Source organism: Paenibacillus nitricinens (assembly GCF_052056485.1).
Classification (GTDB): domain Bacteria; phylum Bacillota; class Bacilli; order Paenibacillales; family Paenibacillaceae; genus Paenibacillus_AQ; species Paenibacillus_AQ nitricinens.
In genome coordinates, this window is record NZ_CP183948.1 from 4,173,586 (window position 1) to 4,195,460 (window position 21,875).

A 21,875-nucleotide genomic window follows, 5' to 3' on the forward strand; every position below is an offset into this window, starting at 1 on the left:
CACATGTTCAACTTGGAATGGTATCGTATTTTCTGGCAAACGGCACGTCATCGTAATTTAACAAAAGCTGCAACGGAACTGCATATTACACAGCCTTCTGTGAGTTACGCCATTAAACAATTGGAAGAAGCCTTAGGACTGAAGCTTTTTCACAGGCTGTCCAAAGGTGTAGAGCTTACAGAAGAAGGGCGAGCGCTATTCGAATATGTGGAGCAATCCTTTTCCATGCTGGATTCAGCACAGAAGCATCTGGAGAGCTTGAAGCAGTTAAATGAGGGAGAAATACGAATCGGAGCCAGTGATTATCTGATCAAGCATCTTTTGTTGCCGCAGTTGAACATCTTCCATAGCACATACCCAGGTATACGAATCCGTCTCTCTCACGGCAAGACGCCAGACATCACTAAGCGTTTAAAAGATGGCGAGATCGACTGCGCCTTTGTCCATATGCCTCTTCACGATCCACTGCTAAATATACAGACGCTGGCTGTGCTGGAGGATTGTTTTGTAGTAGGAGAAGCCTATCAAGAATTAACGAGTCGTTCACTAACCATGAGAGAAGTGTCAGAGCTGCCTTTAATCCTATTTTCTCAAGGGAGCAGCACTAGAGTATTTGTTGAGCAATGGTTTGCGACTAAGGGATTATCGGTAATCCCAGATATCGAATTGGGGAGTATAGAACTGCTAGCAGAGTTCGCTAGATTAGGGTATGGGGCAGCTTTTATTAGCCGTTCTTTCGTGCAAGAGGATCTTCATAGTGGAATACTTTATGAACTGAAGCTAGACGATCCGTTGTTACCTCGCAGTATAGGCTTTGCAGTACGACGGGATCGAAAGCTGTCTGTTGCGGCTGAGCATTTCGTTCGGATGATTGGTGCGAAGTTATCAGAGGATGTTAAATTCTTTGACTAAAAAAGCAAAAAACACCGGGAATCCCGATGTTTAATTCATTCCTAAAGCTTCTTTCATTTGTGGGATCGATAAACCGTCTGCTTTCAACTCTTTGATCCAAAGAATGCGTGCGACGGTTTCCTCTCTTTTATATCTGCGTGTTAAATTCTCCTCGGCCTGTTCAAAGGGAAGCATGCCTTCTTCTGTGTAATGTTTGAGTGTACTATAACGAGAATTTGTGATTCTTACCAATTCACCTATAGAGACATACTCTGAAGCCAAAATATTCTCCATGGAACGTTGTCTAGACATTGATAACCAACTCCTTTACAGCGGGCGCTTTGGAATAAGACGCACACCTTGAATTGGCACTTTCATCATAACAAAATGCGGGATCGCATCGTATAACAAATTATCAATTTTAAGGGTCGCAATTGATCCTCTCTCTATCACCTTAATTTCATGTCCACACGACATTAATCTTGTAATCACTGCGTCTAGTCTTTGACTAGAATTATCAAACCAAGACTCTGTTTCTATAAAGACAGCTTGTGATCGCTCAAGGGCTGGGAAAATAAAATTAATACTACCACCGACATCCGTCTTCACAAACTTTGTCTTCAATTCTAGAAACCGTTTGATCCCTAACTCAATTCCATGATGAATTTGGATTGGAAATAATGTTTTTGCCCATAAGTTACTTTGATATAGATCATGAAATCTGATATTTACCTTTTCAAGTTCGTTCTTCGAGAAGTAATCATGCATACATCCACATTCACGAAGTAGCCACAGCATACAAATAACTTCATCTGTTACTGATCCCTCTTCCAAAATCTCTGCCCGTATATTCTCTGTAATGCTTGTGTACGCCTCCATTTTACTGCGATATGCTTTAATTTCAACTTCAGCAGAATCAAAATACATGTCGCTCCCTAACAGGCTTGGGATTTCTTCAAGTAAATTCATTGACTTAAGATAATCTGTAATCGCCGTTTCGAATTTTTTTAACTGATGGTTAGACTTTGTCGAAGCCTTTTTTAACCACCAATTTAAGTCCCCCTCCGTAACAGCGCTATTGTGAAGTAAGGGTTGTAGAACCGTTTCTCTATAAAGTGTTGAATGAGATGGATCAAGTTTTACTTTAGGCAAAGTGATCTTGTTCTCAGATTGTGATAAACATCCCTCTAAGTACAGCTCCAATACAACCGCCGCGGCCATGCAGCGTAAAGATACTTTCTTAACAGTAGTCATATGAAGACTTCTCTGTCCATTAAGCGCGAGCAATGCAAAACTTGGTGCTAATTTTAAATCCATCATAACCATCCACCCCTATCCATAAATTCGTATTTACTGGATGATATTTATTCCGTATGGTGAGCGTTTTGATTTACTTACTACTTACTACTTATCACTTACTACTTACAACATACCACTTTTACATTAATTGTCAAGGGCTCTTAGAAGGTGTCATTATATCCATTCATGCAAAAAAAAACCAGATCATTAAGCAATTTCGTACATTGCTTAATGATCTGGTTTTTGATTTATTCAAGAAATCATAAGTGTATTTATGATTACCCTTAAACAAAAACATACTCCCCGGCACCAATTTGAATCGTCTTCCCCTTTAGAACTAACGAATCCGTCTCAAAAACCACCTGTTTGAACTGGTTATCATTCCCTTGCACGAAAGCTAACCACTTATCGTCAATCTTAAGGCTGAAACTATCGTCCTCTGACTCTGTTACAGGTAGTCCGAACAACGTTCCCCAATGTTTAGCGGTAGCTGCAGGATCGGAGACATGAAATACAGCACGCACGATTTCGACAGGTCCAGCAGGATGAGGCTGTATGACTCCAGACGAAGATAATCTCTCTAACCTCTCTGCATCTGTTCCGCTCCATTGAATGATGAACGGATAGACTAGTCCTTGAAAGTCACCACCGATAGTCATCATGCGCCACTCGATTAATCTTCCCTCGTTATCCAGACGTTTCCCATCAATAATTGGAGATAGTGATAAACCCGCTGCCTTAAGGAAAGCCGCTACTTCTTCAATATCATCCGTCCGGATGACTACTCTGCTTAAGACCTCATGCTCCGGCAGAAGTTTTACCGCGTCTTTCACCACTAGATTATGTTCAGTTGCCTCTGCTAGCTCAAGATTCTCAATGCCTAGAAATTCGAGATAGGTTAGCCCGAAATAACTTAATGCGTTATAGGTTCCCCAATCTTTATGAGAACCTCCTTTAAAAGCAATCAAACCATGTTCTGCAAAGATTTCAACCGGTTTAGCCAGATCATTGACGTAATGTACTAAATGATCCCAATTCACCGTTGCCATGATTACTTCACTCCCAGCTCAGTAGTGCGCTTCACAGCTGCCAGAACACTTCTTTGCAGACCTGCTGCGAAATCACTGTTATTTAATTCGTACAAGCCATGCATCCCAACTCCGCCAGGTGAATTATTAATATCAAGCAGCTGTCTTGGATGCAGCCCTGTCTGCTGCAGCATAGCTACAGATCCCATCATATTCTCAAGTGCAACACTCCAGGCTTGCTCACGCGGCAATCCGGCAAGCACACCTGCATCTACAAAAGATTCAATGAAAAAATAAATATAGTTGGGGCCAGCCACACCAAATCCAGTGAAAATATCCATGAATGCCTCATCCAGATATTGTACCTTACCAAATCCGAGTAAGAAAGGCTCCACTTGATCACGGCTAGCGTAAGCATTTAACGCTACACCGCTGTATCCGTATCCTGTATCCGTCAAAGTATTTGGAATGACACGGATAATGGACCGCTCAGCTCCAAAATAACCCGCTAATTGGACATTCGTCACACCTGCCACAATCGATACGATGACTGCGGTAGGTGAAGCGAATTGTTGTACGATTTGTCCAAGTGTAGTCAAATCATCTTGTGGTCGCACCGCAACCACAATCAGATCTGCAAAAGATAGGCCTTGCTCCTGTGAGCTCTTCGTATCTATTCCGTATTTGGTACTCAAAAACTGAAGACGGGCTTCGTTAATGTCAGATACACTAATTTGATCTATAGACAGGGTGTTGTTGGAAATAGATGCGCGAATGATCGCTTCTGCCATCTGTCCTCCACCAATAAAATGAATCTTTTCTTGTGTCACTTACATTCACTTCCTTAATTAATTGTTGTCCCATGCTTCAGGCAGAATGAAACCATCATATTTCTCTATTCCATGAATATATTCTTCAAACTCTTTAGATTCATAAGCGGCTTTCAAGTCCTTGGCCCACTGCGCATTTTCATCCTTTTTATTAACGGATACGATAATTCTGTGTTCCATAGGTGTATTCTCGATCTTCAAAGCATCTGTAATTTTCCTGTCCGAATTAGCAATATAATTGCCATTTACAACGCCATAATCCACATCTTGCAGTGAAACTAAGATTTGAGCAGGGTCCAATATTTTAATATCAATATTATATTTGTCCGGCTCCATGCTGTTGATGTTAAAATCAGCTACACCCGCGCCGTCTTTAATTTTGATCCAACCCAATTCCTCCAGAATACGCAGTGCACGCTCTTGGTTCACCGGATCATTCGGAACAGCTACGGTTGTTCCATCTTTAACATCCTCAAGTGTAGTATGATTTACGGAGTAAAGACCTTGTGGTGCACCAGGCGCATAGGCAATTCCTACCATGTCAGCTTTGATTTCTTTGTTGATTGCCTCCATATAGGCTGTGCTTTGGAAGATACTTGCGTCAATGGAGCCTTCCTTCATGGCAGGATTGACCTGCATGTTTTGTGAAAAGGACTTAATTTCAACGCTATAGCCTTGTTTCTCTAGGATCGGCAGAATCGATTGGCGGAATTGCTCCTCATAGGTTCCTACACCAAATCCAATGACAAGCTTCTTCTTATCACCTGAATTATCGGATTGACTATTCCCGCATGCTGTCAACACCGCTAGAACCCCGATCATCAACACTAACATTAACTTTTTCATAACTTCATCTCCTATTCAAATACAGATTGTTTTAATTGATCTAATGCTTCATCCGTCACATTTAGTGGAATGGCGCAATTTGGCGAGAGGATAAATGGCTGGTCTTTCATGAATGTCAGTGCTTCTTTAGCCTGCTGCTTGATTTGTGCAATGTCGTTTACAGCGAACAACCCATGATCGACGCCACCTACTTTAGTAGCTTTGAGATTCGCCTCTAAACCAGGGTTCCCCTCGGCTACAGTATCCCAGCTGATCCCATCAATTCGATAATCATTGAATTTCTCTGGCTGGGCATAGGCCCCACAAGTATGAAGAATGTTTTTGCCGTAGCTTGCAGCTTCTAAGACAATAGAGTCATAAGGTCTGGAGAACTCGTCAAACATGGCTTCATCAAATAATCCTGGGTGAGCGGTGCCCGTCACAGCGTAGAACAAACCGTCAGAACCTGCATGCTGCAGCTCTTGTACATAATCGGCTAAGGTTAATGAAATCGTATGTAATGCATGGTGCGCTGCCGCTCGGTGTTCCTTAAATAAGGACTCCAAAGTTACCGGGTGCTCAATGCCAAACACTGTTTTTGTAACATAAGCAGAACGGCCAACAATAAATAGCAATACCGTCAATGGAGAGAATACCGTTTGGATTAGTGGGGTATCAGGTAAACCTAAACGTATTTTTCTAACCGCATCTAAATGTTCTACTAAGGAAGCTGTGTGAATTGCCTTTTTTACTTCGAGGTCCCATAGATTAGCCGCTGTTGGAATTGCTGTTGTTTGCTGCCTTGGAAATACAGTCTGATAGTCCGAGAAATCATATTGATTCCCCCAAGCTTCCGCCAAATAAGTTGCTCTAGGATTGATCTTGACCCAGTCCCAATCATATTGTTTTGTAAAAGAAATCGTAGTTTGCGCTAAATCATCTGCCATTTGTTCTTTGTCGATAAAATGCCGCCAACCACTTACAATTGGGCGATCTGCCTTTTCTCCAGATAATATCGCTTTAAATCGTTCTTGCTTGCTCCATTCACTCATCTGCCAAACTCCCTCCTGGAATATGTAATGACTAATAACGGCGAATTTTTCTCGCTAGGGTGTTTCCTAAAGTTTGAATACCTTGCACTAAAATAATGAGAATAACCACAGTGGCTACGACGACAACCGTATCAAAACGTTGGTATCCATATACAATCGCCAAGTCTCCGACCCCGCCGCCCCCTACCGTTCCAGCCATTGCAGTTGCACCGATCAACCCGATCGTCGCTGTGGTCAAAGACAAAATTAATGATCCAACCGCTTCTGGCAACAAAAAGTACCATATCACTTGAAACGGTGTAGCTCCCATTGCCTCAGCGGCTTCAAGTATTCCCGGGTTTACTTCAAGCAAGGAGTTCTCTACTAAACGTCCGATATAAGGTGCGATGTAGATAATTAAGGGTACGATCGCTGCGCTTGTCCCAATCGAAGTATGAACAATCAAACGAGTGAAGGGTACAATTGCCACAAGTAAAATAATAAAAGGCAGAGAGCGTATAATGTTGATGATCGGATTCAGTATGGCGTACAGCGCTTTGTTCTCCAAAACCCCACCTGGACGAGTGATTACAAGCAATATCCCAAAGGGTATCCCTATCAAAGAACCCACAAACAAGGAGACGCCAACCATCTGAATGGTTTCCATAATCGCCTGCAGAAATTGATCACTTGTTAATGTGGTCGAAAACATTTGATTCTACCTCCTCTACACCGACTCTATGACGTTTTAAGAAAGATAACGCATTGTGAATTTCCGCTGGATCTCCATTACATTGAATAATCACTGTTCCCAATGTCGTTTCCTGAATCTCCGTCGTATTCGCAAATAAAATATTGACCCTCATTTCGAAGGAGCGAATCATCTCGAACAGGATTGGCTCAGAGGCGCTTTCTCCAACAAAATTTAGTTTATAGATTACACTTCCAGGCTCTGTTTTGATGGATTTTTGCACGCTTGGTGTAATGCTATTTTGAATAACCGTCTTCACAAAATTTTGTGTCGTCTTATGCTTGGGACTACCGAATACATCTAGGACGCTTCCTTGCTCAATAATCCGTCCTTCTTCCATTACCGCCACTTTGTTGCAAACCTCTTGAATGACAGACATTTCATGTGTAATGATCATCACTGTAATGTTGTACTCCGCATTGATTTTTTTTAATAGCTGTAAGATAGAATGTGTTGTCTGTGGATCTAAGGCAGAAGTCGCTTCATCACATAATAGGATGGAGGGATTCGAGGCAAGCGCTCTGGCAATTCCGACACGCTGCTTCTGTCCACCTGACAATTCACTAGGATAGCTCCCCGCTTTGTCACTTAATCCAACAAACTCTAGCAACTCTTGTACACGCTGGCGGATTTCATTCTTATTCTTTTTTAAGAGAACTAGAGGAATTGCTACATTATCAAATACTTTTTTAGATTCTAATAAATTAAAATGTTGAAAAATCATGCCGATATTCTTCTTAGCCGCTCTTAACTCTTTAACGTTATAGGTTCCTAAATCACGCCCAGCAACGAAAACCTGACCTTCTGTAGGTCTTTCCAAATAATTAACTAAACGAATTAATGTACTTTTCCCCGCACCACTATAGCCGATAACTCCAAAGATATCGCCTTTATCGACCTTTAAATCGATCCCTTTAAGAGCATCAATCGTGATCCCTTTCCGAGTGAACGTTTTGGAAACCTGCTTTAGTTCAATCATATATATTCCTCTCAATCATCTTTAGGATTTAGGTCTAGGAGATTAATTAAGCTTTGACTTGTAGCTTCACCAGCGCTTGTTCTGCCAATAAAGCGAAGTACTTCGCAGCGGGTAACATCGCAGCCTCATCCACATCGAACCGAGGGTGATGCAAAGCATAGGCTGGGCCTGACCCTATATTTACAAAAGCACCCGGGATCTGTTGTAAATAAAAAGAGAAATCTTCTCCGCCCATTTGCGGAGGGATATCATGTACTATATATCCGGCATCTGAAGCGACCTCTTTGGTAAAGTCAGCCCATTCGCCATGATTTATCGTTGCTGGTGGTCCTGGATACCAATGCAGCTTAGCCTCTGCCCCAGCAGCTGCAGCAATTCCTTCGATGATGCGGTTCATTTGGATTGGAATCTGGTGACGAATCTCTTCATTGTAAGTTCGCACAGTACCTTCTAATTCCACTTTTTCTGGTAAAACATTCCATGTAAAGCCCCCATTAATTCTGGTGACACTTAACACCACCGGTTCTGTGGTACTGTTTTGGCGGCTTACGATAGTTTGCAGCGAAGTAATGATTTGAGCCGCAGTTACAATGCTATCCACACCTTTTTCCGGAGTAGCCGCATGAGCACCGACACCTTTTATCGTAATTTCAAACCGATCAACACCTGCTGTTAAAGCTCCTGTTCTTGTTCCAAAAGCTCCTGTAGGCAGGTCTGGTGAATTATGTAGACCAAATATAGCGTCTACACCCTTGAGTCCGCCTGATGCTAAGACGCTCTCTGCCCCATGCCCTGTTTCTTCTGCTGGTTGGAACAATACTCTAACCTTGCCAGGCAATTCACTTTCACGTGCCTTTAACAATAGGGCAGCTCCTAGAATCGTAGCCGTGTGAAAATCGTGCCCACAAGCGTGCATTTTTCCAGAAATCTCAGAAGCAAAAGGTAATCCAGTCTGTTCCTCTATCGGAAGTGCATCAATATCACAGCGAATGGCTACAACAGGTCCGTTACCTTGCCCGATCTCCGCAATAAGTCCCGTTTGTAAAGGGAGGTCTAGAATATGAATATTGGCATGTGTCAGCCATTCTCGTAATTTCTCTGTGGTCTTAAACTCTTCATAAGCTAATTCAGGCTCTCTATGCAGGTTTCTTCGAACATCAATTAATTGATTCTCTAAGGCTTGGTCAACCTCATTCAGTATATTCATCAGTAAAGTGCTCCCCTTTCTTTACGCTTCCAGCTTGTCTTCAATGCCTTTAATCCGGTCAAGTGCAGTAGCTAGACTGCTTAAAATATGATCTCGCATTGCTTTTTCAGCGCCTTCTTCATTGTGGTCAGCGATCATTTGCAAGATAAGATCATGTTCTTCATCCGCCTGTGTATTCCAATCTCCATGCATGGAAACGAATCGACAATAGCGAAGGGAATGATCTCTTAATTGATTCAGAACTTTCTCGAATGTTTTTAGTTCACTGATTTCTGATAAATAATCATGGAACTCAAATCCATAGGTTACAAAATTCTGATTGTCGCCAAGTTGGAAGGAGTGCTTCATTTTTGTAATCATCGTCGTTAAATTAACAATATCCTTCTCTGTTGCATGCTTAGCTGCATTTCTTGCGATATAGCCTTCAAGCATGCTGCGAATTTGGAATATTTCTTCAACCTCTTTGAGTGTTACAGAAGCTACCCGCAGTCTTCCATTTGGCTGTCGAATGAGAAAATCCTCGTTCTCCAATCTCTGTATGGCCTCTCTTAGTGGAGTACGACTAACGCCTAGTAACGCCGCCAAATTTTCTTCATGCACAGGTTGATTCGGCTCTAATTCACTATCAATAATTTTTTGCTTTAATGCATCATAGGTATTATCCTTTGACAACCTCCGTGATCGTATCGCCATATCTATGTAACTCCTCATCGATAATCTGTCGGGCAAAAACCTCAACAATATATTTGTATAATTGTATACAATTATTAGTTTTGACCTAGTTCATAAATACAATCTCTTCCATAAGATTCAAGCTTTTTTATACTATATTCCAATTATTCCACCTAGTCAAGTAGGAATTAAAATCAGCATTACTTCTTTTTTCCAACACAAAAAATCCCACAATTACTGTGGGGAGGCTGCTGAGGAAAAGGCGAATTTCCATTCAACAATGAATGAGAATTCGCCTTCTTTGCTTCAATTTTACTTTTCCCAATGCCATTTCCCACTAAAATTAACCATGATTGATTAGATGGGCAATTTCCTTCACTCTCTCAATAGAAATTCCTTCTCGTTGTTCAACTGCAAGTGGATGATCCGTTTGTTCTAATTCGATTAATGGAACAGCACCAACTTCCTGTGTATGTACCCTTGTCTTTAAAGACAATGTTGTTAATGGATATATTGAAAGCTCGGTCGATAACCAACCAAAATAAGGCTCTTCCTCTTCTCTTCCTTCAACAAGTAATAATTCATTAGATTTCAAGAAGTTCTCTGCGCTCAGGGATGCCCAAACACTCCAAATAAACTTCTCATGACTATCAATGATCGGTATTTCGATATGTCCTCTAATAAAGAAATGTTGTTCATCAATGACACAAAAATCATCTGTTAGTTCTGTTCTTTTCTCTTCTGGCACCGTGTAAAAATATTGTGGTGCTTCAATTCCATAACATAGTGGGAGTTCATTCAATTCGTTGTTGCAGTGAGGACATTTCATGTTTCTGCTCCTTAGTCTAATCTGTTCCTAGCTATTGTCGCTTTATTATACTATTAAATTAACACTACAAGCTCAAAAAAATCAGGCCGCATGACAAGCGCCCTGATCTAAAAAAACGCTTTTTCAATCTTACCGCTTCCCAGTAATTGAAGCTAACACTTCGTCCATGACTTCTCCCTCAGCAATCGGTCCAGAAGACATCCACGTTCTGGCCGATACATTAAACACCTGATAGTACTTAGCCGCCGGCATCGATTGCCATACCTGAAGGTTCTCCAGACCTGTGGATGCTTCTTTTTCTTTGGATAAAGCTTTCTCCGTATCGATTGACCCTCCATAGATGGCAAAGACGTAATCCGCTTTGATCGATGGTAATTTCTCCAGTGAGGTATTTATGCCCCAATCGTCCGGCGATTCCTTCTGGAATTCAGCAATGCTGTCATCCGGTTTCAAGCCCAGCTTATCGTAAATCAATGGTGCAAAGCTTGGGAAAAACACCTGTAAATCCTTTTCAGACGGACGCATAAATACAACCGTTTTATCGGGACCTACCGCTGAGACAATCGCTTCCTTGGTTGTTTTCAGTTTGCCGTTGTAATCATCAACAACCTTTTGCGCTTTATCCTGTAGGCCCAATACTTTACCCAGCTCGGTGATCGTCGAGACCCAATTATCTGGGGTATAAGCAATCGTCGGAGCGATTTTATTCAACTCCGCATATCCGTTCTCATCCGTGAAGTATTTTTGGAGTATAATCAAATCCGGCTGAGCTGCTAGAATTGCTTCCAGATTTGGATTGGTATCCGCACTGCCGGATAACATAATGTTCTTCTTTTTCAATTGGTCTTCGAGGTAATATCCATCGAATCCATAAGCGTAAACAAGTGGTGCTTCAAGCGACAGCAGAACATCTTCCAGCCCGATTACAACAATGCGCTTCGGATGCAAGGGTACCTTTGTCTCCCCATAGGCATCTATGACCGTTTGCGTCTCGTTTTCTTCTGCTGGCACAGCCGCCGACGAATTAACTGCAGATCCTGGACTAGTCGAAGGCGCAGCAGTTGGTGCTGCATTCGCCCCTCCATTTGAACCGTTGCTATTTCCACAAGCACTAACGATCAGCAAAAGCAGCAGCAGGGCCATTCCCCCTGTAATTTTTTTAAAGCTTCTTGAACCCCTTTTTAAATTCCAGCCAATAAATTTGGCTTTTTGTAGTTGAAACATGACTTCCTCCTTGAGTTACCGATATTGAGAATCATTATCATAGATTATTATAATAATAATCCCTCAATTAGAGAATAGGAGATGATGCCATCTTTTGTGCCTTAGAGGACACGAAATAACAAATTTAATTCCTGAAGTAATTGTTCATGTCGATTGGCTGTGTATTCCAAAATCGGCTCTTGAAGCCATTTGTGCCCAGAGGTAAGATACACATTACCGTTCTGAACAGCCTTCAGTTTAATCCACGGCTCCGTTCGTTGCAGCCGCTCCCATTCTGTTTGGGACTGGTGGTCTTTCTTAACGCTAATCAAGATGATATCTGCATCAAATGTCATCAGACGCTCAGCCTCCACATATTCTGTGAATTCAATATGCTCAACGCCTTGCGCGTATTGAAATTGCAGATCATCATACAGCACCGTACCGGCTCGTCTCCCCCAGAGCTGAATTCCGCGGTGCGAAATATTGAAGATTAACATCTTGCCTTTCCGGAAACAGCCGGAGACATTTCTGCGAACGGCTTCCACCTGCTCATCATAACGGGAAAGCCAGCTTTCCCCCTCCTTCTCCCGGTCAAGGAAACCAGCAACGCTTTGCAAATGACTTCGCCAATCTTCTCGGTGCCACCCTAAGAACAACGAAGGGGCAATCTTCCGCAACCTCTCCTTCTCTTCTTCCGGAATCATTTCATCCAACGCGATAATCTTATCCGGGCGAGCCTGCTGAAGCGCCAGCCGATTGAAGTCGTAGTCATGGCTCAGTGGTACTTTTATATCGTAGCGGTATTTCCGCCTGTAATCATCTGTCCAATTCTGATCTATTGGAGCGGCGTATGGTATCATCCGCAGCGTTAGTAAATGCCCAATATTGGGCCAACTGTAAGCAGCGATCTTAGTTTTGCGGTTCTTAATATAGATTCGCGGAGGAATGCCGACCTGTTTCTTGAACTGGCTGCTGAAATACATCGGGTCCTTATAGCCGACCGCCTCAGCCACAGTGGCTAACGGGCAACCCGCTTCCAGCAATCTTTTAGCCTCGTTTGTACGAAGCTCTGTCAAGTAGTCTATCGCGCTTTGACCAAACCTTTCCTTAAACATCCTCATAAAATAATATCGGCTCATCCCGACCATCTCGGCCAAGCTTTCGATAGTAACTGTATCGCGGTAATGTTGATCCATATGTAATCTTGTTCTCTCTAGTGCGCCTTCATTAGAACTGCGCCTTTTAAGCAGTAGGTGCAAAAGCTCTTGGAAACCAGACTGGCTGGCTAACCGATCTGCTGGATCACCTGTATTCCAGTGAATAACAATCTTCTCACACAGCGTCTCCACAACAGTGTCAGCTACAGCTTTCAAGCTTCTTCGATTGGCTATCCATCGTTCGGTCAGCGTACAATCTGCATCAGTGCCGATGAGGTCAAATTGAATATTGTATAACAGCCGGTCGCCAAACGAATCGAACGACACCTCAACACGCTGACCGGGAAGAATGAAATAGACCGTCTGAGAATCAAATGGATACAGATGGCCGTCAATGACAATATGACCTGACGGACCGGCAGTGGCAATGAGCGCATGGGCAGGAGCCGTCGTATACAACAGACGATTGTAGCTGCTGCCTTCTGTATCCCGGAAGCAGTCCCGGATACGGAACCATACACGTCCTAGCGGATTATCTTCTTCCAGCCTGCCAATGTTGTCTGGAAATTGATCCATTTTGCATCTCCCTGGCTTTTGGCTTCTATATGAAAAAGCATTATAGTATAGTGAAAATTTTAATAGATAATGATTATCATTGTCAAACATAAGCGGCTTATCCATTATACAAAACCTTGCATATTCATAATCTACCAGAGTTCTTTAAACTTCTATGCGTTCATAGTCTTCGAAAAAAAGAGATTGCCTAAGCTCACCCATATGAGATATAGTGTTTTGATTATTGCATAATGTAAGGATGGTAACGATGGTAAAGAAACTAACTCATGATTTATTTTACTTAGTGCTTGGAGCATTCCTGTTTGCCTTAGCAGTCAACGTATTTGTAATTCCTAATGAACTTGGTGAGGGTGGAGTTACAGGGGTTTCCATTATTTTTTATTATTTATTTCAATGGTCTCCCAGTCTAGTCAACTTAATAGTGAATGCTTTATTGCTGATTTTTGGATATCGATTCCTGGATAAGAAGATGATTATTTATACAATTATTGCCGTATTGCTTAATTCCGTATTTTTACACCTTACCCACAATTGGAATATTCAATCTGATGAAATGATTGTAAATGCCATATTCGGAGGCATACTTGTCGGAACAGGCATTGGGCTGATCATCCGGGTTGGCGGCAGTACCGCAGGTACAACCATTCTCGCCAAGATAGCCAATAAATATCTCCATTGGAATATCAGCTACGCGCTCCTATTTTTTGATTTGATTGTTGTATTCTCTTCGTTCTTCATTATCGGGACTGAGAAGCTTATGTTAACCATCATTATGCTCTATGTCGGTACTAAAGTGATGGACTTTATTATTGAAGGACTGAACCCTAAAAAAGCAGTCACTATTATTTCCATGCAGCAGGACAAAATCGCCGAACAGGTCAACTTGATCATGGACAGAGGTGTGACCGTTCTGCAAGGAAAAGGTTACTACAGCCAAAAGCCCAAAGAAGTGCTCTACATTGTCATTAGCAAACAGGAAGTGTCCACCCTTAAGAAAATCGTTGAAAATGCGGATAAGGACGCCTTCCTCACCATTCATGATGTTAGAGATGTGTTTGGAGAAGGTTTTGTAGAGTTATCAAAGTAAGCATAGCGGATAGTTATTACGACATTTAGGAATTGTCAATTCAAAAAAACTGCTGGCAGTTCCCCATTGAGAAGCGCCTTGGAAAGCACCTCTGACTTGTTCTTTATGTAGTGATAAACATAATAATAATTGGCTTTGCGGGAAAGCAATGATTTAGCTTTAACCAAAAATCCCGGGGCAGAGATAAAAGATTGGTTGAACAGGTTAGCAGATTTGAAGCTGGCAAGCTTAAGCGCATCGGTATTTATCACCCCGTCGCTACCCTCCCGACGATCTAAACCCGCAAGTAACATCATAGGCTCTACCGATACCTTATTTACCTCTATCGCAATCATTGCATTTTTCAAATGCCAAGACTTATTACGATCATTACCGGGAATCAAAAAAAGCCCTACGACCGAAAGGACCGTAGAGCTTTTTTACCGTTCACTAGCTAGACTGACAGTGTTAATTTAGAAAGAAAGAATCCCCGAAGTATGAAGCAACACCAAGAACACCAGAATCGGCGCAACATACCGGAGCATAAACAACCAAACGCGGAACCAACCTGCTTTAAGTCCAGCCGCTTCTGCTGCCCCTTTCCAGAAATAACCGGCAAAGATGGTAACAAGCAGACCGCCTAGTGGCAACATAATGTTAGAAGTGACAAAATCCACCCAATCAAACAAAGCTTTGCCGCCAAACGATAACTCAGGAACCATTCCCAGTGACATCGCCGAAGGAATACTGAGGAGGAAACATACTAATGACAAAATCCAAACTGAACGTTTCCGGCTCCAATTCCAGCGCTCCATCGCGAAAGATACAGGCACCTCAAGCAGAGATACGGCAGATGTTAAAGCGGCAATCGCCAGCAAGATAAAGAACAAACCACCAAAGAATGCACCAAAAGGCATTGCTGAGAAAGCTGCTGGCAAAGCAATGAAAATTAGCGAAGGACCTTGATCAGGAGCAATGCCGAATGAGAATGTCGTCGGAAAAATAATTAACCCTGCGATAAACGCATATAACAAATCTCCCGCTCCGACTGCGAGTGCAGCAGTTCCTAGCGACTGTTTTTTATCCACATAAGAGCCGTAAGTCAAGAGAATCCCCATCCCAAGCGAAAGTGAAAAGAAGGCATGTCCCAATGCGACTAGCGCAGATTCTGCATTCAGTACCGAAAAGTCTGGTTTTAAGAAAAAGGCTACTCCTTCGTTTGCACCTGGTAAGGTTACTGCGCGAATCATTAATACAATTAAGAGAACGACCAGACCAGGAATCAATACCTTATTAAATTTCTCAATCCCGCCTGATACTCCAAGAATAACAACACCCGCCGTTATAAGGATTGCTATCCCCTGCCAAACCATTGGCATAGGTCCAGATATAAAGGAGTTGAATTCACCTGCATAATTACTGGAACTGAACAATTGTCCATTGAAGGCAATCATTGCGTAGTTCAACGTCCATCCTGCAACAATGATATAAAAGGAAAGAATTAAAAATGGTGCAAGGACTTGCAGAAAGCCGACTGCCATCCAGTTCTTCCCGCCTCCGGCTCGTACAAATGCAGTAGCCGCGCTTCCACGTCCGCTACGACCGATCGCCAACTCTGCCAACAATACAGGTAAACCGATCAACACCAAACATACAATGAAGAGTAGGAAGAAAGCCGCTCCCCCATTTTCACCAGTAATATACGGAAATTTCCACATGTTCCCCAGTCCTACTGAGCTCCCGATGGCTGCGAAAATAAAGCCGGCGGAAGAGAAACGCTCCTTCTTCTCTGAGAGAAGATTTTTTTCACCTTTAAATTGATTCATTCTTATGCCCCGTTTTCTTTTTTTTCTTTTTTAGACCTCATTATAGCCTATGTTAGCATGATCGTCATATGAAAATTTTCTGAATGTTTTTAGTATTTTCAATAATTATCCAATTCAGTCATGAAATTCATCGCAATAAAAAAAGAGCTACATGTTCTAGTCATGGACTAGAACATGTAGCTCCTTCTTCAAATTCTTTTTCTACAAAGCGATTATTCTTTTACAGCACCAACCACAATCCCAGTTACAAAGAAACGTTGCAGGAAAGGATAAACCAATAGAATTGGCAAAGCACTTATGAAAATCTGCGAGGCCCGGATGGTTCGTTGTGATAAATTAGCAACGGCTGCCGGATCAAGCTTAGACATATCTGCCTGAACGATAATCGTCTGCATAAACGTTGCTAACGGAAGCTTGTCTGCATCTCTGATATAAATAATACCGTCAAAGTATGCGTTCCAGTGTCCTACCATAAGGAATAGAGAGACGGTTGCAATAACAGGTAAGGAGACCGGTAAATATATTTTCACAAAGGTCTGAAAGTGTCCTGCCCCATCAATAAAAGCTGCTTCCTCAAGATCTTTAGGTACGGTACGGAAGAAATTCAGAAGTAAAATGATGTTAAATACAGCAACTAATCCAGGAAGAATAAGTGCCATCAATGAATTCATAAGACCAAGCTTCAGAATTAGAATGTAACCCGGTATCAGACCACCGCTGAACAGCATGGTGACAACAAAATACCAAAGATAAACGTTTCTTGCCCGAAAGACTCTTGTTTCCTTAGACAGCGCATAAGCTGCAACCGTATTTACCACCAGCGCAAGTCCTGTTCCGAGTACTGTCCGTTCCACAGACACCCACAAGGAGTTAAGGAAATTGACATTATTAAACGTCTTTGCATAGGCTTCAAAGGTAAAGCCAATCGGCCAGAATGTGACTAATCCAGCATTAGCAGGTGCGGATGCACTAAGAGATACCATGAGTAAGTGGTACAAAGGTAGCAGGCAGAGCACGGAAAGGATAGTCAAGCATACATTATTGATAATACTGAATATTCGATATGGAATTGTTTTATGGTACATCAGTTGTCATCCTTTCTAGAAAATTCTGTACCCTGCAAATCTATAAGCAAGTCGGTAAGAGACTACGATTAAGACTAAGCTAATTAACGATTTGAATAGATTAACTGCGGTTGCGAAACTGAACTGTCCGCTTAGCAGACCTTCTCTATACACGAAAGTATCAATGATATCTCCCTGCTGATAGATCAATGGACTGTACAAGTTAAAGATCTGGTCAAAGTTTGCGTTGAGCACATTACCCAGTGCCAAGGTGGCGATTACGATAGCGATTGGGATTAACGCAGGAATTGTGATATACATCGTTTGTTTCCAACGCCCCGCCCCATCCACTTCAGCAGCTTCATAAAGTGATGGATTGATACCTGAAAGTGCCGCTAAAAAGATAATCGTATTGAAACCAAACTCTTTCCAAACATCACTAGCAATGATAGTGAACCTGAACCAGTTGCCGTCTCCTAGGAAGAAAATCGGCTTGATGCCGAATACAGATGTGAGGAATTGATTGACAATACCTGTCTGAGCAAGGATATCAATAAGAATCCCTGAAAGTGTAACCCAAGACAGAAAGTGCGGAAGATAAACGAGTGTTTGAATCGTTCTTTTAAGGCCCATTCTTCTTACCTCATTAAGCAATAAGGCGAAGATAAACGGAATAATCAAGTTCAAAACAATTTTGGAGCAAGCAAAAAATAACGTATTCCACGTAATGGACAGGAAATAATCATTCTCCCACATGTACCTGAAATGCTTAAGTCCGACCCACTCGGAATCAAAAAAACCTAGTGCAGGTTTATAGTCTTGAAATGCCATAAGAATTCCGGACATCGGAATATAAGAAAAAATAAAAACCATGATTGCCGCTGGCAACACCATAAAATGGAGAATCCATGGTTGATTAAAGCGTTTTTTTCTTTTTTTACTCGGCTGACTTTCTAGGCTCGCCTGTGGTATCGAGTTAACCTCCATATTAGCCTCCATAGCTCTCTCCTGTTCCCAAAAAAAATATTTTGTGTGTGATGGGGATCTCTGCTATAAATAGTATCAGGCGTTTCTCAGGTTTGACTATATAACATTGTTAGGCTTGATAGGGTTTTATTAGGACAACATCTGGAGGGGCATTTATGAATTTATGGAAGCGCTTTACAATACTTAGAGGAAACTTACAATCTCGATTTAGTCTGTTTGCCAAAATAAACAGCTTGATCATACTTCTTTTCATTCCCATCATTATCATGTATACCTTTTCAAATAATGTCACCTTCGAGGTAGTAGGCAAAGAATTGCAGACGTCCAATACGAAACAACTCACTTTTTTATCCAATCAGATCGATTCGCGAATTAATCAGATGATGGACTTCACCCTTATTCTTTCAAGAGATCCCAACGTCAGGGCATTCAATGGACTAAATGTATGGGAAGATCGATATGATCAGATGCAGACCAGATATATTCTTCAGGAAAAGATGGTGCTTCAAGCTGGGGTTACAGATATTTGGCCGACCAGATACGCCGTTCATTCACAGCAGAATAAAGATGTCATCGCCAATTACGACAGAACCATCGGGTATGATGAGGATTATTTAAAAGCAAATATGAGCGGAAGATGGACGTATGGTGATCATGGTGTGGAATCTCAAGGCGATCTAAAATCCTTTTACTGGTTCTTAACGGATTCTTTAGCACAACCGGGGACGTTAACAGGAAGTAGCCTAGTGATTGAAGCCAGCTTCAGTTATACGAACATTCAGAACATGCTTGATTCGTACAAAGCAGGTGGGCAGGGCGATCCGTTCTTTTATCACAAAGGGGAAAAACCGATCCTCAACCGCAGCGCGGACAAGCAGCTATCCGACGAACTAGTTAATTACCTGGATAATCACTCTCCGGAGAATACAACTCAGGATGTAGTGAAGCTAAATGGGAAGAACTATTTGGTCAGTTCTGTGAAATCAGCCTCTTTGGATTGGCATTTAGTAGATGTTGTCCCCCTTTATCAAATTCTCAAACCAATTTCTCTTAGTCGGGATTTATTCTATATCACAATGATCCTGCTGTTTGTTGTGGGAGTATCCTCCTCCATTCTGCTATATAGAAACGTTCAATATCCGATTAAAAAACTAGTCAGTGGTTTACAACGCGTACAACAAGGAGATTACTCCGTACGGCTTCATAGCAATGAGCAAAATGAGTTTTCGTTTCTGTTCCGTCGTTTTAACGATATGTCCCATCAAATTCAAGACCTGATAGAAAATGTATTTAATGAAAAGATCCGTGCTCGAGAAGCTACCCTGAAGCAGCTTCAAGCGCAAATTAATCCACATTTTCTCTATAACTGTCTTGGTTATATTATCAATATGGCCCAGATGAAAGATGAGGACGCTGTCGTCTCCATGGCTTATAATCTAAGTGCTTACTATCGTTATACCACCCGGATGGAACGGGAGACAGCTTCTTTGGAGGAAGAAATCAAGCTCTTAGTCAACTATTTAGATATACAGAAACTGCGTAATGGCAGAATTGATTATCATATTGATATTCCTGAGGATATGCTTAGCCAATCTGTACCTCGCCTTATGCTTCAACCTATGGTGGAGAATTCTGTGATTCATGGCGTAGCGAAGTCCTATTCCTCAGGCGAAATTAAGATTAGTGGTGAGAAGTCCAACGGCTTCTGTAGAATTTATATCGATGACGATGGTCCCGGCTTGAATCCGGATCAGCTAGAAGCATTAAACCGTAAAATGCAGGAGCCTTTGCAGGAGGAAATGGGTTGTGGTCTTTGGAATACAAATCAGCGGATCATTCACCTGTTCGGCAATCATTCAAGTCTTACCTTCAAGCCATCCCCTCTCGGTGGATTCCGAACAGAAATTATCTGGGAAATCCCAACTGAGGATGATAGTTATAAATTAAAGGAACATCAAGGAGACTAACAACATGCAGATGATCATAGTAGACGACGAAGCACACTGGGTAGATAATCTTTCCATGACTAAACCCTGGCATACGCTGGGAATTGAACATGTGCATAAAGCTTATTCCGCACGTGAGGCGCTACAAATTATCGATACGCATCCCATTGATATAGTAATCTCAGATATTCAAATGCCAGAAATGACGGGAATTGAATTGATAGAGCGGATAAGAAAACATAACAAAAAAATTAAATGTATTATATTATCCGGCCATTCAGAATTCGATTATGCCAAAAAAGCACTTCAGAACAAGACCGTGGATTACTTGCTTAAACCGCCCACTGATGATGAATTGCTCGGAGCCGTCAAAAATGCGATCAATCAATTGAATGCTGAATGGGAGCTTATAAGTTCTCTTAAACGAACCCAGTTTACCCTCCGGGAGAACCTTCCTGTTTTACGGGGGCGATTGCTACTGGATGCCTTACAAGGTCATCGTTTTCAAGCCGGTGAATGGGAACGGAAGCTCGTGAGTTACGATCTGCCCTTCCAATCCGGAGAATCCGCATTGATGCTGGTACGAATGGAAGAAGAATTCAGAGAATTTGATAATACCGATCAAACCTTAATTGAATATGCGATTATTAATATGGCTGAAGAGATTATGGGAGAATTTATGGAAGTCTGGGGCGTTAAAGAGGAACATGGATATCTCGTGTTTCTGCTCCAGCTTAAAGAACAAGGAACTGACCTTGGAAAAGAATCCATATTAGAGAAGCTTTCTCTACAACTTCAATATAAGGTTAAGCAATTTCTGAAAGGCTCACTATCCATTGTAATCACGGAGTGGTTCAAGTTTCCTGAGCAGCTATCGAATCGTTTCCATCAGGCCTCCTCTTCTTTCCGCCAAATTGTCGGAGATGAGCGAGAATTCATTATGCGGGTCAGTGACTTAGAGCTTCCCTCAGCACACGGGCCTTTAGACGCTCTTTATACCCCTCCCTCTTTGATTCATCTATTGGAGAGTGGACATTGGGATGCGGCCGAAGAGAAATTGCTTGCCGTCTGTGCCGAGCTGGATGAGAAATGGTCTGAATCCTGGGAGCATTGCATGGAGGCTGGTTTTTTAATTACAGCTTCTTTCACGAATCTTGCACATCGCAATGGTCATACACTGGCAAACTTAATGGGGACCGACATAGAAGCGTTGCAGAGCGGGGATGCTTTTACCAGTATTAGTAAACTGAGAAAATGGTCGCTAAGTATTCTAGCTAATCTAAAAGAAGGCACATCCAACGAAATCAAAGATATCCGTTCCGAGTATGTGAAGAAAATTCAAGATTATACGGATAAGAACTTGCATGATGATGTATCATTACGTGTTCTGGCTGACCATGTAAATCTCCATCCGACCCATTTATCAAAAATTTATAAGATTGAAACAGGTGAAGGCATTAGCGATTATATCTCGCGCTTGCGGATGGATCGTGCCTGTCATAAACTGAAGACCACCAATAAAAAAGTCTATGAAATCAGCATGGAGATTGGATATATGGACCCTGCTTATTTTATCAAAGTATTCAAACGGCAGTTTGGGGTAACGCCGCAGGAATATAGAGATACTAACAAATAACATGATAGAGTCCTATCGAAACTAAAAATCTCATATAGATGACATCCCCGACAAGTTGTTAAAGTTACA

Annotated in this window: 21 protein-coding genes; 4 read left to right on the forward strand and 17 right to left on the reverse strand. The window is 42.0% G+C overall.

Annotation, left to right across the window (positions count from 1 at the left end; genetic code table 11):
- The first annotated feature begins 3 nt into the window (after positions 1-3).
- The gene (locus ACN6KS_RS18530) at positions 4-912 is read left to right on the forward strand and encodes a LysR family transcriptional regulator (protein ID WP_440960214.1); all 909 of its coding nucleotides are present in this window, start codon (positions 4-6) and stop codon (positions 910-912) included.
- A 30-nt stretch (positions 913-942) separates the two neighbouring features.
- On the opposite strand, the gene ACN6KS_RS18535 is transcribed toward ACN6KS_RS18530, so the two are convergent.
- The 13 genes from ACN6KS_RS18535 to ACN6KS_RS18595 form a co-directional block, all read right to left on the reverse strand.
- Positions 943-1,203 (reverse strand): helix-turn-helix domain-containing protein, encoded by a 261-nt coding sequence (locus ACN6KS_RS18535; protein WP_094869559.1) that lies wholly within the window; start codon positions 1,201-1,203, stop codon positions 943-945.
- A 15-nt stretch (positions 1,204-1,218) separates the two neighbouring features.
- Positions 1,219-2,211 (reverse strand): hypothetical protein, encoded by a 993-nt coding sequence (locus ACN6KS_RS18540; protein ID WP_440960215.1) that lies wholly within the window; start codon positions 2,209-2,211, stop codon positions 1,219-1,221.
- Positions 2,212-2,474: 263 nt separating this feature from the next.
- Positions 2,475-3,239: a VOC family protein gene (locus tag ACN6KS_RS18545; protein WP_440960216.1), complete on the reverse strand. Its 765-nt coding sequence runs from the start codon at positions 3,237-3,239 to the stop codon at positions 2,475-2,477.
- Between the two features lie 2 nt (positions 3,240-3,241).
- Positions 3,242-4,048: a pyrroline-5-carboxylate reductase family protein gene (locus tag ACN6KS_RS18550; RefSeq protein ID WP_440960217.1), complete on the reverse strand. Its 807-nt coding sequence runs from the start codon at positions 4,046-4,048 to the stop codon at positions 3,242-3,244.
- A gap of 18 nt (positions 4,049-4,066) precedes the next feature.
- Entirely contained in the window at positions 4,067-4,894 is an 828-nt protein-coding gene (locus ACN6KS_RS18555; RefSeq protein WP_440960218.1) for a MetQ/NlpA family ABC transporter substrate-binding protein, read from the reverse strand.
- An 11-nt stretch (positions 4,895-4,905) separates the two neighbouring features.
- On the reverse strand, positions 4,906-5,925 hold the full coding sequence (locus tag ACN6KS_RS18560) for a uroporphyrinogen decarboxylase family protein (protein WP_440960219.1): 1,020 nt from the start codon (positions 5,923-5,925) through the stop codon (positions 4,906-4,908).
- A gap of 31 nt (positions 5,926-5,956) precedes the next feature.
- The gene (locus ACN6KS_RS18565) at positions 5,957-6,616 is read right to left on the reverse strand and encodes a methionine ABC transporter permease (RefSeq protein ID WP_094869553.1); all 660 of its coding nucleotides are present in this window, start codon (positions 6,614-6,616) and stop codon (positions 5,957-5,959) included.
- Entirely contained in the window at positions 6,591-7,634 is a 1,044-nt protein-coding gene (locus tag ACN6KS_RS18570) for a methionine ABC transporter ATP-binding protein (protein WP_440960220.1), read from the reverse strand. The genes ACN6KS_RS18565 and ACN6KS_RS18570 overlap by 26 nt, the downstream gene beginning before the upstream one ends.
- Before the next feature lie 46 nt (positions 7,635-7,680).
- Positions 7,681-8,832: an amidohydrolase gene (locus ACN6KS_RS18575; protein ID WP_373455876.1), complete on the reverse strand. Its 1,152-nt coding sequence runs from the start codon at positions 8,830-8,832 to the stop codon at positions 7,681-7,683.
- 30 nt (positions 8,833-8,862) lie between these two features.
- Positions 8,863-9,534 carry a GntR family transcriptional regulator gene (locus tag ACN6KS_RS18580; RefSeq protein ID WP_341135181.1) on the reverse strand — a complete coding sequence of 224 codons (672 nt, stop codon included), beginning with the start codon at positions 9,532-9,534 and terminating at the stop codon, positions 8,863-8,865.
- Positions 9,535-9,856: 322 nt separating this feature from the next.
- Positions 9,857-10,342 carry a DUF2199 domain-containing protein gene (locus ACN6KS_RS18585; RefSeq protein ID WP_094869549.1) on the reverse strand — a complete coding sequence of 162 codons (486 nt, stop codon included), beginning with the start codon at positions 10,340-10,342 and terminating at the stop codon, positions 9,857-9,859.
- Between the two features lie 129 nt (positions 10,343-10,471).
- Positions 10,472-11,566, reverse strand: coding sequence for an ABC transporter substrate-binding protein (locus ACN6KS_RS18590; protein ID WP_440960221.1), 1,095 nt, complete (start codon positions 11,564-11,566; stop codon positions 10,472-10,474).
- Positions 11,567-11,667: 101 nt separating this feature from the next.
- Positions 11,668-13,281, reverse strand: coding sequence for a helix-turn-helix domain-containing protein (locus ACN6KS_RS18595; protein WP_440960222.1), 1,614 nt, complete (start codon positions 13,279-13,281; stop codon positions 11,668-11,670).
- A gap of 247 nt (positions 13,282-13,528) precedes the next feature.
- Between ACN6KS_RS18595 and ACN6KS_RS18600 the strand changes: the two genes are divergently transcribed.
- Complete coding sequence (locus tag ACN6KS_RS18600; RefSeq protein ID WP_094869546.1) at positions 13,529-14,368, forward strand: YitT family protein; 840 nt, start codon at positions 13,529-13,531, stop codon at positions 14,366-14,368.
- A gap of 35 nt (positions 14,369-14,403) precedes the next feature.
- Here the strand turns inward: ACN6KS_RS18600 and ACN6KS_RS18605 are convergent, their stop codons facing one another.
- The 4 genes from ACN6KS_RS18605 to ACN6KS_RS18620 form a co-directional block, all read right to left on the reverse strand.
- Positions 14,404-14,751, reverse strand: coding sequence for a hypothetical protein (locus ACN6KS_RS18605; protein WP_094869545.1), 348 nt, complete (start codon positions 14,749-14,751; stop codon positions 14,404-14,406).
- A 69-nt stretch (positions 14,752-14,820) separates the two neighbouring features.
- Entirely contained in the window at positions 14,821-16,173 is a 1,353-nt protein-coding gene (locus ACN6KS_RS18610) for a sodium-dependent transporter (RefSeq protein WP_280786435.1), read from the reverse strand.
- Positions 16,174-16,385: 212 nt separating this feature from the next.
- Positions 16,386-17,258 (reverse strand): carbohydrate ABC transporter permease, encoded by an 873-nt coding sequence (locus tag ACN6KS_RS18615; RefSeq protein ID WP_042129067.1) that lies wholly within the window; start codon positions 17,256-17,258, stop codon positions 16,386-16,388.
- Between the two features lie 15 nt (positions 17,259-17,273).
- Complete coding sequence (locus ACN6KS_RS18620; protein WP_094869622.1) at positions 17,274-18,224, reverse strand: ABC transporter permease; 951 nt, start codon at positions 18,222-18,224, stop codon at positions 17,274-17,276.
- 155 nt (positions 18,225-18,379) lie between these two features.
- Here ACN6KS_RS18620 and ACN6KS_RS18625 point away from each other — a divergent pair, with 155 nt between their 5' ends.
- Together ACN6KS_RS18625 and ACN6KS_RS18630 are read left to right on the forward strand one after the other, a co-directional pair.
- A complete protein-coding gene (locus ACN6KS_RS18625; RefSeq protein WP_094869543.1) occupies positions 18,380-20,191 on the forward strand; it encodes a sensor histidine kinase in 1,812 nt (603 codons plus the stop codon).
- Between the two features lie 4 nt (positions 20,192-20,195).
- Positions 20,196-21,806 carry a response regulator transcription factor gene (locus tag ACN6KS_RS18630; protein WP_094869542.1) on the forward strand — a complete coding sequence of 537 codons (1,611 nt, stop codon included), beginning with the start codon at positions 20,196-20,198 and terminating at the stop codon, positions 21,804-21,806.
- Positions 21,807-21,875: the final 69 nt, after the last annotated feature.